The organism is Pseudomonas serbica (assembly GCF_028823535.1).
Lineage (GTDB): Bacteria > Pseudomonadota > Gammaproteobacteria > Pseudomonadales > Pseudomonadaceae > Aquipseudomonas > Aquipseudomonas serbica.
This window is the reverse complement of the sequence record NZ_JAQIYM010000005.1, coordinates 285,403-298,762: the sequence shown is the minus strand read 5'-3', so window position 1 is coordinate 298,762 and position 13,360 is coordinate 285,403. Positions and strand designations below refer to the sequence as shown.

At 62.1% G+C, this 13,360-nt stretch carries 13 protein-coding genes; 7 read left to right on the top strand and 6 right to left on the bottom strand.

Annotated features, from left to right (window positions below; genetic code table 11):
- The first annotated feature begins 1 nt into the window (after position 1).
- From NQL71_RS10365 to phnN, 6 genes are all read left to right on the top strand, one after another.
- A complete protein-coding gene (locus tag NQL71_RS10365; RefSeq protein WP_077184060.1) occupies positions 2 to 1,990 on the top strand; it encodes a heme lyase CcmF/NrfE family subunit in 1,989 nt (662 codons plus the stop codon).
- On the top strand, positions 1,987 to 2,523 hold the full coding sequence (locus NQL71_RS10360; protein ID WP_166619209.1) for a DsbE family thiol:disulfide interchange protein: 537 nt from the start codon (positions 1,987 to 1,989) through the stop codon (positions 2,521 to 2,523). Before NQL71_RS10365 ends, NQL71_RS10360 begins: the two co-directional genes overlap by 4 nt.
- Entirely contained in the window at positions 2,520 to 2,990 is a 471-nt protein-coding gene (locus NQL71_RS10355) for a cytochrome c-type biogenesis protein (protein WP_046819352.1), read from the top strand. Before NQL71_RS10360 ends, NQL71_RS10355 begins: the two co-directional genes overlap by 4 nt.
- Complete coding sequence (gene ccmI, locus NQL71_RS10350; protein ID WP_046819353.1) at positions 2,987 to 4,189, top strand: c-type cytochrome biogenesis protein CcmI; 1,203 nt, start codon at positions 2,987 to 2,989, stop codon at positions 4,187 to 4,189. Before NQL71_RS10355 ends, ccmI begins: the two co-directional genes overlap by 4 nt.
- Positions 4,190 to 4,203: 14 nt before the next feature.
- The gene (locus NQL71_RS10345; RefSeq protein ID WP_274642606.1) at positions 4,204 to 4,611 is read left to right on the top strand and encodes a hypothetical protein; all 408 of its coding nucleotides are present in this window, start codon (positions 4,204 to 4,206) and stop codon (positions 4,609 to 4,611) included.
- A gap of 248 nt (positions 4,612 to 4,859) precedes the next feature.
- Entirely contained in the window at positions 4,860 to 5,426 is a 567-nt protein-coding gene (phnN, locus tag NQL71_RS10340; protein WP_166619206.1) for a phosphonate metabolism protein/1,5-bisphosphokinase (PRPP-forming) PhnN, read from the top strand.
- 157 nt (positions 5,427 to 5,583) lie between these two features.
- Here the strand turns inward: phnN and NQL71_RS10335 are convergent, their stop codons facing one another.
- Positions 5,584 to 6,789: an MFS transporter gene (locus NQL71_RS10335; protein ID WP_248686348.1), complete on the bottom strand. Its 1,206-nt coding sequence runs from the start codon at positions 6,787 to 6,789 to the stop codon at positions 5,584 to 5,586.
- A 238-nt stretch (positions 6,790 to 7,027) separates the two neighbouring features.
- On the opposite strand from NQL71_RS10335, the gene NQL71_RS10330 reads away from it, so the two are divergent.
- Positions 7,028 to 7,471: a hypothetical protein gene (locus NQL71_RS10330; protein WP_077184054.1), complete on the top strand. Its 444-nt coding sequence runs from the start codon at positions 7,028 to 7,030 to the stop codon at positions 7,469 to 7,471.
- A 68-nt stretch (positions 7,472 to 7,539) separates the two neighbouring features.
- Here the strand turns inward: NQL71_RS10330 and NQL71_RS10325 are convergent, their stop codons facing one another.
- The 5 genes from NQL71_RS10325 to NQL71_RS10305 form a co-directional block, all read right to left on the bottom strand.
- Positions 7,540 to 8,535: a sulfate ABC transporter substrate-binding protein gene (locus NQL71_RS10325; RefSeq protein WP_077184052.1), complete on the bottom strand. Its 996-nt coding sequence runs from the start codon at positions 8,533 to 8,535 to the stop codon at positions 7,540 to 7,542.
- Between the two features lie 103 nt (positions 8,536 to 8,638).
- Positions 8,639 to 9,463: an ion transporter gene (locus NQL71_RS10320; protein WP_046819359.1), complete on the bottom strand. Its 825-nt coding sequence runs from the start codon at positions 9,461 to 9,463 to the stop codon at positions 8,639 to 8,641.
- A 21-nt stretch (positions 9,464 to 9,484) separates the two neighbouring features.
- Positions 9,485 to 10,399 (bottom strand): urea transporter, encoded by a 915-nt coding sequence (locus NQL71_RS10315; protein ID WP_077184049.1) that lies wholly within the window; start codon positions 10,397 to 10,399, stop codon positions 9,485 to 9,487.
- A gap of 137 nt (positions 10,400 to 10,536) precedes the next feature.
- Positions 10,537 to 11,952, bottom strand: coding sequence for a pyruvate kinase (pyk, locus tag NQL71_RS10310; protein WP_274642605.1), 1,416 nt, complete (start codon positions 11,950 to 11,952; stop codon positions 10,537 to 10,539).
- Entirely contained in the window at positions 11,942 to 13,222 is a 1,281-nt protein-coding gene (locus NQL71_RS10305; protein ID WP_166619204.1) for a glycerate kinase type-2 family protein, read from the bottom strand. The genes pyk and NQL71_RS10305 overlap by 11 nt, the downstream gene beginning before the upstream one ends.
- Positions 13,223 to 13,360 lie beyond the last annotated feature (138 nt).

The following is a 13,360-nucleotide window of genomic DNA, read 5'->3' as shown; positions in this document are numbered from 1 at the left end:
GATGACATCTGGAATTTTTATCCCGGAGTTGGGCCACCTGGCCATGATCCTGGCGCTGTGTTTCGCCCTGGTTCAGGCCGTGGTGCCGTTGGTGGGCGCCTGGCGCGGTGACCGCTTGTGGATGAGCCTGGCCCAACCCGCCGCCTGGGGCCAGTTCGCGTTCCTGTTGTTCGCCTTCGGTTGCCTGACCTACGCGTTCATGGCCGATGATTTCTCCGTCGCTTATGTCGCCAGCAACTCCAACAGCGCACTGCCTTGGTACTACAAGTTCAGCGCCGTCTGGGGGGCACACGAAGGTTCGTTGCTGCTCTGGGCGTTGATCCTCGGCGGCTGGACGTTCGCCGTGTCGGTGTTTTCCCGGCAGTTGCCGCAGGTGATGCTGGCGCGAGTGCTGGCGGTGATGGGCATGATCAGCACCGGTTTCCTGCTGTTCCTGATCCTCACCTCCAACCCGTTCAAGCGCATCCTGCCGCAAATACCCAGCGATGGCGCCGACCTCAATCCGTTGCTGCAGGATATCGGCCTGATCGTTCACCCACCGATGCTGTACATGGGTTACGTCGGTTTCTCGGTGGCGTTCGCCTTTGCTATCGCGGCGTTGATGGGCGGTCGTCTTGATGCTGCGTGGGCGCGTTGGTCGCGTCCGTGGACCATCGTCGCCTGGGCCTTCCTCGGCATCGGCATCACCCTGGGCTCCTGGTGGGCCTACTACGAACTTGGCTGGGGCGGCTGGTGGTTCTGGGACCCTGTGGAAAACGCCTCGTTCATGCCGTGGCTGGTGGGCACGGCGCTGATTCACTCGTTGGCGGTCACGGAAAAACGTGGCGTGTTCAAGAGCTGGACCGTGTTGCTGGCCATCGCGGCCTTTTCCTTGAGCTTGCTGGGTACCTTCCTCGTGCGTTCCGGCGTGCTGACCTCGGTGCACGCCTTTGCTTCGGACCCCGAACGCGGCGTGTTCATCCTGATCTTCCTGCTGTTCGTGGTCGGTGGTTCGCTGACTCTGTTCGCCCTGCGCGCACCGGTGGTCAAGAGCCAGGTCGGCTTCAACCTGTGGTCCCGGGAAACCCTGTTGCTGGGCAACAACCTGGTGCTGGTGGTAGCGGCTTCGATGATCCTGCTGGGTACTTTGTATCCGCTGATCCTGGATGCCATGACCGGCGCCAAGCTGTCGGTCGGCCCGCCGTACTTCAACGCGCTGTTCATCCCGTTGATGGCCTTGTTGATGCTGGTGATGGCGGTCGGGGTGATCGTGCGCTGGAAAGACACCCCGGTGAAATGGCTGTTGGGCATGCTCACCCCGGTACTGCTCGGCAGCGCCGCGCTGGCGGTGGTGGCTGGCGTGGCCTACGGCGATTTCAACTGGGCGGTGCTGGCGACCTTCATGCTCGCGGCCTGGGTGTTGCTGGCCGGTGTGCGTGACATTGTCGACAAGACCCGCCACAAAGGCCTGATCAAAGGTTTGCCGACCCTGACCCGCAGCTACTGGGGCATGCAGGTTGCCCACCTGGGCATCGCCGTCTGCGCCCTTGGCGTGGTGTTGTCGAGCCAGAACAGTGCCGAGCGCGACTTGCGCCTGGCGCCGGGGGAATCCATGGCCCTGGGCGGTTATCAGTTCATCTTCGAAGGCGCCAAGCACTTCGAAGGCCCGAATTTCACCTCCGACAAGGGCACCGTACGGGTGATCAGGGATGGCAAGGAAGTCAGCGTGCTGCACCCGGAAAAACGCCTGTACACGGTGCAGAACTCGGTGATGACCGAAGCCGGGATCGACGCCGGTTTCACCCGTGACCTCTATGTCGCCCTGGGCGAACCCTTGGGGGATGGCGCCTGGGCGGTGCGTGTGCACGTGAAACCGTTCGTGCGCTGGATCTGGTTCGGTGGCTTGCTCACCGGTCTGGGCGGGTTGTTGGCGGCGCTGGATCGGCGTTATCGAGTCAAAGTGAAAGCCCGTGTGCGTGAAGCGCTGGGCCTGTCGGGAGCCACTGCATGAAGCGTTGGTTGATGGTGTTGCCACTGGCGATTTTTCTGGTGGTCGCTGTATTCCTTTACCGTGGGTTGTACCTGGATCCAGCCGAGCTGCCTTCGGCCATGATCAACAAGCCGTTCCCGGAGTTTTCCCTGCCAGCGGTGCAGGGCGACAAGACCCTGACCCGTGCCGACATCCTCGGCAAACCGGCACTGGTCAACGTCTGGGGCACCTGGTGCATCTCCTGCCGGGTCGAGCACCCGGTGTTGAACAAGCTGGCCGAGAGGGGCGTGGTGATCTACGGCATCAACTACAAGGACGTCAACGCCGACGCCTTGAAGTGGCTGGACGAATTCCATAATCCCTATCAACTGGACATCCGTGACGATGCCGGCACCCTGGGCCTGAACCTCGGTGTATACGGCGCCCCGGAAACTTTCTTCATCGACGCCAAGGGCATCATCCGCGACAAGTTCGTCGGCGTGATCGACGAGCAGGTCTGGCGGGAGAAACTGGCGGCCAAGTACCAGGCGCTGGTTGATGAGGCCAAGCCATGAAGCGCTGGCTAGCCGCTGTCGTTCTGGGCTTGAGCATGGCCGGCGTGGCCCACGCCGCCATCGACACCTATGAGTTCGCCAAGGAAGGTGATCGCGAGCGTTTTCGTGAATTGACCAAGGAACTGCGTTGCCCCAAGTGCCAAAACCAGGACATCGCCGACTCCAATGCGCCGATCGCTGCCGACCTGCGCAAAGAGATTTTCCGCATGCTCGGCGAGGGCAAGGACAACCAGCAGATCATCGATTTCATGGTCGATCGCTATGGTGATTTCGTCCGCTACAAACCCGCCCTGAACGCCAAGACCGCGCTGCTCTGGTTCGGTCCCGCCGGTCTGCTGCTCGGTGGTTTGGTGATCATCGCGGTGATCGTCCGTCGTCGTCGCGCACAACGCGCCGAGGCGCCGGGCTCGCTTTCTGCCGAGGAGCGCGAGCGCCTCGACCAACTGTTGGATAAAAACCAAGAATGATTGATTTCTGGCTCGCTGCAGGTCTGCTGCTCCTGGTGGCCCTGAGTTTTCTGTTGATCCCCGTTCTGCGTAGTCGTCGCGCCCAGCTCGAAGAGGATCGTACTGCCCTGAACGTGGCGCTGTATCAGGAGCGCGTGGCCGAGCTGCAGGTTCAGCAGGCGGAGGGCGTGCTCGATACCGCGCAGATGGACGCCGGGCGCGCCGAAGCCGCCCGTGAATTGCTCGCCGACACCGAGGGCGTTGCCGCGCCACGGGTGTCGCGCCTGGGCAAGCCGGCCCCCTTGCTGGCTGCGATCCTGGTCCCGGTGCTGGGCCTGGGCCTGTACCTGCATTTTGGTGCCAGCGACAAGGTCGAACTGACCCGGGAATTCTCCCAGGCGCCGCAGTCGATGGAAGAGATGACCCAGCGTCTGGAGCGCGCAGTCGCGGCGCAGCCGGATTCCGCCGAAGCGCTGTACTTCCTCGGTCGCACCTACATGACCCAGGATCGTCCTGCCGACGCGGCGAAGGCCTTCGAGCGCACCGTCAATCTCGCCGGGCGTCAGCCTGAATTGCTTGGGCAGTGGGCGCAGGCCCAGTACTTCGCCGATGGCAAGAAATGGTCGGACAAGGTCCAGGCCCTGACCGACGAAGCGCTCAAAGCCGATCCGAAGGAAGTCACCAGCCTTGGCCTTTTGGGCATCGCCGCGTTCGAAGGCCAGCGTTATCAGGAAGCGATCGATTACTGGAATCGTCTGCTGGAGCAACTGCCACCGGAGGATAAATCCCGTGTCGCGCTGCAGGGCGGCATTGCCCGGGCCAGCGAGAAACTGGTGGCCAGCGGGGGCAAAGTGGCCGAGGCGCCAGCGGCCAAACCGGCAGCGCTGCTCAAGGTCCGCGTGGACCTGGCGGCCGACCTGAAAGCCAAGGTCCAGCCGGGCGACAGCGTATTCATCTTCGCCCGCGCCACCTCGGGCCCACCGGCGCCGTTGGCGGCCAAGCGCCTGACCGTGGCGGATCTGCCGGCAACGGTGGAACTGGGCGATGGCGATGCAATGATGCCGCAGTTGAAACTGTCGAACTTCCCTGAAGTCCAACTGGTTGCGCGCATCTCCCGTGCCGGCCAACCGACGGCAGGCGAGTGGATCGGTCGTAGCCAGCCCCTGGCCAGCAGCACCACCGCGCCGCAACAACTGACCATCGACAGCCCGGATAAATAACAGGAAACGCCACCATGACCGCCATTGCTCGTATTACCCTGCTCAGCGTTGTTTTGGGGCTGAGCGCTTGTGCGGTCCAGCGGCCACCCGAGCAGACGACTCCGCCACCGATCCCGCCGTCGCAGCCGAGTACCAAACCGGCGCCCTCGACGGCACCGAGCAAACCGACTACCCCGGCCAAGCCGGCCAAGCCATTGCCGCGCACCTCGGCGAGCTTTGCGCCGCCACCGGGGGGCAACAGTCACTGGGACCCGAAACTGGGTGTGTACGTGCTCGACGATCAACCGAACACCTTCTACCGCCAGCGCACCTATTACCGCTGGGATAACGGCTGGAGCCGCTCGATCAGCCCGAAAGGGCCGTGGGAAGAGACGGATATCCAAGGGGTGCCGGGTGGTTTGGGACGGCAGTTCGGGCAGTAGTGCAAAAGGCGACCTTTGGGGTCGCCTTTTTTGTGGGGGCTGAATCTGTTCTTGAAAGCAGCGTCAAAAGATTCTGATCTTATAAAATTTTGCCGATCCCGCTGGTGATGGACCACTCGCCGGGTCAGCGCCAGATCGCGCAGGAATCCAAGTACCGTGAACATTTCATGGCCACCGGGCTCTCTGATCGCGGCAAGAAAATTTACCGGTAGCCAGCAAGCAGGGCGACAAGCGAAGAGGGTGTTTTGATGGCAGGCAGGTTGATCTATCTCATCGGGCCTTCGGGTTCAGGCAAGGACAGCCTGCTCGATGCCGCGCGGGAGCGGTTGGCCGAGCGCGGCTGCCGCATCGTGCGGCGGGTCATCACGCGTTCGGCGGAAGCGGTGGGCGAGGCGGCGCTGGGCGTCAGTGCGCAGCAGTTCGCCGGGATGGAGGCCCAGGGCGCGTTTGCCCTGAGCTGGCACGCCAATGGCCTGTCCTATGGCATCCCGCGGGAAATCGATGACTGGCTGGCCGCCGGGCAGGACGTGCTGGTCAACGGTTCGCGGGGGCACCTGCACAATACTCGCGAACGTTATCCAGACATGTTGGCGGTGTTGCTGACCGTTAACCCGGCTGTGCTACGCCAGCGCCTGCTGGCGCGTGGGCGTGAGTCCGTGGCTGAAATCGACCAGCGCCTGGCGCGCAATGCCCGTTTCAATGAGCAACTGCTGGCCGAAGATCCGAACGTGCATGTGCTCGACAACTCCGCGCCGCTGGAGCACACCGTCGAGCGATTACTGGCCTGCCTCGACGAGCCCGGTGCATGCGCCTGACTGGACACACACTCCGCAATATAACCAAACGGCATGCCTTTCGAATGGGGCTTTGATAACACCGCCATCAGTGTCCAGGTCCCCGATATTCCAAGTGCGCTAACCGCCGGGGACGTTGTCTTGGCGGGCGCTTCGACTTGCCCGCCAGGCGCCTGGATTACGCGGTCGCCAGCGAAGCCTTCTGCGAAACACTGAGAAAGCGCAGCAACGCCAACAGTGGAAACGCACTGCCGACCACCACGATCCACAACCATCCGCCGTGTTCATACACCGCGCTGGCCACGGACGAACCAAATGCGCCGCCGATGAAGATGCTGGTCATGTACAAGGCATTCAGGCGGCTGCGGCTCTTGGCGTCCAGGGCATAGACCGCGCGTTGGCCAAGGACCATGTTCATTTGCACGCAGAAGTCCAGGACCACGCCGGTCACTGCCAGGCCGATCACGCTGTAGGCCGGATGGATGAACGCGGGCAGGAAGCTCAGGCTGGCGAACAACAGGGCCAGCAATGAAGCAATGCGGGTGTGACCGGCGTCGGCCAGGCGTCCGGCGATAGGCGCGGCAATGGCGCCGATTGCGCCGACCAGGGCGAAAATTGCGATCTGGCTTTGCGACAACCCATGATTGCGCGCCAGTTCCAGCGGCACGGCGGTCCAGAACAGGCTGAACGTGGCGAACATGCACCCTTGGTAAAACGCTCGCTGGCGCAGCACCGGCTGTTGGCGCAGGAGCGTCCAGAGCGAGCCCAGCAATTGGCCGTAGGATGCGCTGTGGTCAGGCTGGCGCTTGGGAATGGTCACCGCCAGCACGATGCTGATTGCAGCCATCAACAGTGCAGCAATCACGAACATTGCCCGCCAACCGAAATGATCGGCCACCACGCTGGACACCGGTCGCGCCAGCAGGATCCCCAGCAACAAACCGCCCATGATCCCGCCGACCACGCGACCGCGGGATTCTTCCGGCGCCAGGTGCGCGGCCAGCGGAATCAGGATCTGCACCGACACCGAGCTGAAGCCCACCAGCAGCGAAATCAGCAAGAACACGTTCGGCTGATCGGTGAACGCCGCGCCCAGCAGACTGGCAATCGCCACCAAGGTGGTGATGATCATCAGCCGGCGGTTTTCCAACAGGTCACCCAAGGGCACGAGGAAGAACAGGCCCAGGGCGTAGCCGATCTGGGTCAGCGACACGATCAGGCTGGCCATGGTGCTGGTCAGGCCGATGTCCGGTGCGATCAGGCCGATGATCGGCTGCGCATAGTAGATGTTGGCGACGATCGCACCACAGCAGAAGGCAAACAGCAGCACCATGCCTCGGGTCATTGTCGCGGTGCCGTGGGGCACTTGGGTCGCTGGGTTCATAAGGTGTCTCGTTGAACTGGAGGGAAAGCGCGCAGGCTAAAGGCTTGACCGCAACGGCGGAAGAGAGTTTGGAGTGATAGTAGTCATGCCATGGCGTAATGATTGACGACCGCGCGTGCCGCTCGCCGATGTGGTGCCAACGCAGACCGGCCATCCGAAGAACCGCCCGCTTTGCCGTGACAGCTAGAATTTACAGGGGGATCACTTCAACGTGTCCTTACATAGCGGGAGTATCACGATGAAAATCGTATCTTCGCTGGCGTTGGTGGTAGCGGTTGGGTCGATCTTCGGGTGCTCGACAGTACCTGACCGTCAGGTCACCAACGTTCCCTTGAACGCTACTTCCATCAATGCCGGGAACATCGCCCGGCCCATCATGATGTCCGACGGTAACACAACGGTGTTCTGGTTCGCGGTCAGTGGCGAAAGCATGGGAAGTGCTTTGCCGGGCCGCTTGCAGGCCTATATCTATCCGGGAAGTTGTGCGAGCCTGGGTGCGAAACCGGCCTATGACATGAACGACGGTCCGAATGCGCGGTTCTATTCCCAGGCGTCGCACCAGTATTTCTGGAAGAGCGCTCCGATCGCCATGGAAACGCTGCGAGCGGGCGGATATGCCCTGGTCGTGCGTGAAAGCCCGGCCGATGGTAATCAGGATATTTTCTGCGGCAACCTGAGCTAGCGGCGCTCCCCTGCAGGAGCTGGCGCAGGCTGCGGCAACACCTACAGGCAATCGTGTCTGCTTAACGGTTACTGCGCATAAATCTGGTCGAAGACCCCGCCATCATTGAAGTGGGTCTTCTGCACGGTGCGCCAGTCACCGAAGGTCTTCTCGACCGACAGGAAGTCTACTTTCGGGAAGCGGTCGGTGTACTTGGCCAGCACGACCGGGTCACGCGGACGCAGGTAGTTGGCGGCAGCGATTTCCTGGCCTTCTGGCGACCACAGGTACTTCAGGTATTCCTCCGCGGCGGCGCGGGTGCCTTTCTTGTCGACGGTCTTGTCGACCACCGACACTGGTGGTTCGGCTTCGGCGGAGACGCTTGGGTAGATCACTTCGAACTGATCGCGGCCAAACTCGCGGGCGATCATTTCCGCTTCGTTTTCGAAGGTCACCAGCACGTCGCCGATCTGGTTGGTCATGAAGGTCGTCGTCGCGGCGCGGCCACCGGTATCCAGCACAGGCGCCTGCTTGAACAGCTTGCCGACGAAGTCTTTGGCCTTGTTCTCGTCGCCGCCGTTTTTCAGCACGTAGCCCCAGGCCGACAGGTAGGTGTAGCGGCCGTTGCCCGAGGTTTTCGGGTTGGGCACGATGACTTGCACGCCGTCCTTGAGCAGGTCGGGCCAGTCTTTGAGGGCTTTCGGGTTGCCTTTGCGGACGATGAACACGGTGGCCGAGGTGAACGGCGCGCTGTTGTTCGGCAGGCGGGTGACCCAGTTGTCCGGGATCAGTTTGCCGTTGTCGGCCAGGGCGTTGATGTCGGTGGCCATGTTCATGGTGATCACGTCAGCGGGCAGGCCATCGATGACCGAACGTGCCTGTTTGCTCGAGCCGCCAAAGGACATCTGCAGGGTGATGTTTTCGTTGTGTTCGGCTTGCCAGTGTTTCTGGAACGCAGTGTTGTAGTCCTTGTAGAAATCGCGCATCACGTCGTAGGAAACGTTGAGCAGGGTCGGTGCGGCCTGGGCCATGCTGGACAGTGCCAGGCCCGCGGCCAGGAGTGAGGCGCCAAAGAGTTTTTTCACTGCGAATTCCTTGTTCGAGACGATGTTTTTTAGAATACGAGGCAATTTGCCAGCGACTATAGCCGGGCTCGCATAGTCGTTTAAAGATTAAAAAGCTCTTTGCTTATTCCCGTTTCTTGAATAATGCGTTGCCGCAGCGAGAGCAGAACGCGGCGCCGTGTTCATGGCTGTTTTTCTTGCACACCGGGCAGTCATGTTGCAACTGTTCGCCACGCATGGCGTTGGCCAGTTCGGCGGTAAAAATACCGGTCGGTACGGCGATGATCGAGTAACCGGTGATCATCACCAGCGAGGAAATCACCTGGCCCAATGGCGTCTTCGGTACGATGTCGCCGAAGCCCACGGTGGTCAGCGTCACGATAGCCCAGTAGATGCCCTTGGGAATGCTGGTGAAACCGTGCTCCGGGCCTTCGATCACGTACATCAGCGTGCCGAACACCGTCACCAGCGTGCAGACGCTCACCAGGAACACCACGATTTTCTGCTTGCTGCCGCGCAGCGCGGACATCAGGTAGTTGGCTTGTTTGAGGTAAGGGCTCAGCTTGAGCACGCGGAAAATCCGCAGCATCCGGATGATCCGGATAATCAGCAGGTACTGCGCATCGGCGTAATAGAGCGCAAGGATGCCGGGCACTATAGCGAGCAGATCCACCAGTCCATAAAAGCTGAAGGCATAGCGCAGGGGCTTGGGCGAACAGTACAGGCGCAGGCCATACTCGATGGCGAAGATGACCGTGAAGCCCCATTCGATATACGCCAACACGTCGGCGTAGTTGCGGTGAACGGTGTCGATGCTGTCGAGCATCACGATCACCAGGCTGGCGAGGATGATCAACAGCAGTATGCCGTCGAAGCGCCGACCCGCCGTGGTGTCGCTCTGGAAAATCATGACGTAAAGGTCTTCACGCCAGTTTTTGTTGCTGTCCATGGATAACGCCTGACTCGATGATCAGCGCAGCCTAGGTTGATTCTCCCCAGGAGCGCAAGGCGCACTGGCGCCCGTCGCTTTGCCGATCAGTTGAGCCACCGTACGGATCAGCCAGCAGGCGAGGATAAACGGTGCGGTCAGCGTGGGCAGGCCGATAGCGGCAAACATCGGTGTCAGCAGCAGCGCAGAGGCAATCGCCACCAGTGGCAGCCAGGGCTGCTGGCGCTGCGCGCTGAAGGCGAGGGCGGCGAGCACGGCGTTGTAGCCAGCCAGGCCCAGCAGTGCAGTGTAGAAGTCGTGATTCAGCAGGCTCCAACCCATGCCCGCAATCGACGCCAACAACGCCCAGCAGAAGGCGCGACGATCGGCGATCAGCAACCCGGCGGCAATCATGGCACCGGCCAGCGGATGACCGAGGAACATCACCTGGCCGAGGCCCTTGAAGGGGGCGGCGAGCATGTTCAGTGTGCTGACCTCGATCAGGTGCGCCTCGGTCGAGGGTGTGGCGAAGCACAGCAGTAACCAGCTCAGTACGACGAAGGGCGCGGTGTAGGCGGGCAGGTATTGGCTGAACCGGACGCGTTTGAGCCATTGTTGAGTGATCATCGCACTCAGGCCGCCGGCGGCCAGGATTAGCGGTGGCATCATCGCCGACCAGGGGAAGTACAAGCTCAGCAGCAGGCCGAGCAATACGCCGTTGTAGCTGAACAGCCCGGCCTGACGATCAGCCTTGGCATAGTTGCGACGTTGCGCGGTGAGCAATCCGGCGACACCGCCAAGCAATGCGCCACCGAGCAGGGCAGGAGCGGTGAACAGGATGGCCGAAAGAATCAGCAAGCCGCACAGCGGATTGCGCTGCAGGAATATCTGACTGAAACCGTTGAGCAAGGCTTCGGCCCAGTCGGGGCAGTGGGTGTTGAAGTGGTTGGCAGGCATGGTAAGGGTCGTTTCAGTACTGATCGTTCCCACGCTCCGCGTGGGAATGCCTAAATGGACGCTCTGCGTCTGCTCTTGGGACGCGGAGCGTCCCGGGCTGCATTCCCACGCAGAGCGTGGGAACGATCATGTGGAAGTTAAATCAATGTTTCGATCCGCAAAGAGTTAGTCGACCCCGGCTGCCCAAACGGCACACCCGCCGTAATCAATAACGTATCGCCACGCTGCGCCATGCCCTGGGCCTGGGCAATCTCCAGGGCCGTGGAGCAAACCTCGTCCACCTGGCGCAGGCGATCGTTGACCACCGAGTGCACGCCCCACGCCACGGTCAGGCGACGAGCGGTTTGCAGGTTCGGCGTCAGGTTGAGGATCGGTACCGTCGGCCGTTCACGTGCAGCGCGCAGGCTCGAGGTGCCTGATTCGCTGTAGTTGACCAGCACCGCCACCGGCAACACATTGCTGATACGGCGGATCGCGCAACTGATCGCATCATTAACCGTCGCTTCGGCTTTTGGTCGGCTGACGTCCAGTTGGTTCTGATAGTCCGGGCCGTTCTCCACCTGGCGGATGATCTTGCTCATCATCTGCACGGCTTCCAGCGGGTATTCACCGGACGCGGTTTCCGCCGACAACATCACCGCGTCGGCCCCTTCGGCCACCGCGTTGGCGACATCGGTGACTTCGGCGCGGGTGGGCGCCGGGGAGAAACGCATGGATTCGAGCATCTGCGTCGCCACCACCACTGGCTTGCCGAGCTCGCGGCAGGTGCTGATGATGGTCTTCTGGATCTGCGGCACGCTTTCGGCCGGCACTTCCACGCCCAGGTCACCGCGGGCGACCATGATCGCGTCGCTCAATTCGGCGATTTCGCGCAATTGCGTGACCGCCGACGGCTTTTCGATCTTGGCCATCAGGAACGCCTTGTCGCCGATCAGCGCCCGGGCTTCGATGATGTCTTCCGGACGTTGTACGAACGACAGCGCCACCCAGTCCACCCCCAGTTCGAGGCCGAAGCTCAGGTCACGGCGATCCTTGGCGGTCAGTGGGCTCAGGTCGAGCACCGCTTGGGGCACGTTCACGCCTTTTCGATCGGACAGTTCGCCGCCATTGAGCACGGTGGTGTCGATGGCGTCGGCATACTTGGTGACCACCCGCAGGCGCAGCTTGCCGTCGTCCAGCAGCAGGTCCATGCCCGGCTCGAGCGCAGCGATGATCTCCGGGTGCGGCAGGTTGACCCGGCGCTCGTCACCTGGCGTGGCATCGAGGTCCAGGCGCAAGGCCTGACCGCGATACAGCTGGACTTTGCCCTGGGCAAATTTGCCGACCCGTAATTTAGGGCCTTGCAGGTCCATCAGGATGCCCAGCGGATAATTCAGCTGGCGCTCGACTTCACGGATCCACTGGTAGCGTTTGGCGTGGTCGGCGTGATCGCCGTGGCTGAAGTTCAGGCGAAAGATATTGACCCCGGCCTGCACCAGTTCACGAATGTCATCGATTCCGTCGGTGGCGGGACCGAGAGTGGCGAGGATCTTGACCTTTTTATCAGGCGTCATGTTTTGGGCTCTCAAGGATCAGAATGGCGCGGAAGTCGTTCACGTTGGTGCGGGTCGGCTCGGTGACGATCAGTGCGTCCAGCGCCTCGAAATAGCCGTAGCCATTGTTATTGTCCAACTCGTCGCTGGCGCTCAAGCCGAGGGCGGCGGCGCGGGCGTAGCTGTCCGGGGTCATGATTGCCCCGGCGTTGTCTTCGGAACCGTCGATGCCGTCGGTGTCGCCGGCCAGGGCATAGACGCCGGGCAAGCCCTTGAGGCTGTCGGTCAGGCTCAGCAGGAACTCGGCGTTGCGCCCGCCACGGCCATTGCCGCGAACGGTGACTGTGGTTTCGCCGCCCGAAAGAATCACGCAGGGCGCGGCCAGCGGTTGACCGTGCTGGACGATCTGTCGGGCGATGCCGGCGTGGACTTTCGCCACTTCCCGGGATTCACCTTCCAGGTCACCCAGGATCAATGGGCTGTAACCGGCCTGGCGGCACTTCACCGCCGCGGCTTCCAGGGATTGCTGTGGACGGGCGATCAACTGGAAGTGGCTGCGGGCCAGGCTTGGATCACCGGGTTTTACCGTTTCCGATTCCGGGCTTTGCAGCCAGCTACGCACGGAGGCCGGCACGTCGATGGCATAGCGCTTGAGGATCGCCAGCGCTTCGGCCGAGGTGCTCGGGTCGGCCACGGTGGGGCCGGAGGCGATGACCGTGGCGAGATCGCCCGGCACATCGGAAATCGCATAGGTGTACACAGTGGCTGGCCAGCAAGCCTTGCCGAGCCGGCCGCCCTTGATCGCCGAGAGGTGTTTGCGTACGCAGTTCATCTCGCCAATGGTGGCGCCGGATTTGAGCAGGGCTTTGTTGATCGATTGCTTGTCGGCCAGGGTGATGCCGGCAGCGGGCAGGGCGAGCAACGCCGAACCACCGCCCGACAGCAGGAAGATGACGCGGTCGGCTTCGCTCAGGTTGCTGACCAGTTCGAATACACGCTTGGCCACCGCCTGGCCGGCTGCGTCCGGAACCGGATGCGCGGCTTCGACCACTTCGATTTTTTCGCAGGGGGCGCCGTGACCGTAACGCGTCACCACCAGACCGGACACTTCACCCTGCCAGCAGCGCTCGACCACCTGGGCCATGGCCGCCGCGGCTTTGCCGGCACCGATGACGATCACCCGACCGCTACGGTCGGCAGGCAGATGGGCTTCGAGGACTTGTTGCGGATGGGCCGCGTCGATGGCTGTGGCGAACAGCTCGCGCAGGAATTGTTGCGGATCGACCGACATGGCGGGCTCCCGGAATTCTTGTTATGGGTTGACGTTGCCGCGGTGATACCTCTGTAGGAGCTGGCTTGCCAGCGATCCAGACGCCTCGGTATGTCAGGCAGACCGTGTCGAGGCAATCGCTGGCAAGCCAGCTCCAAC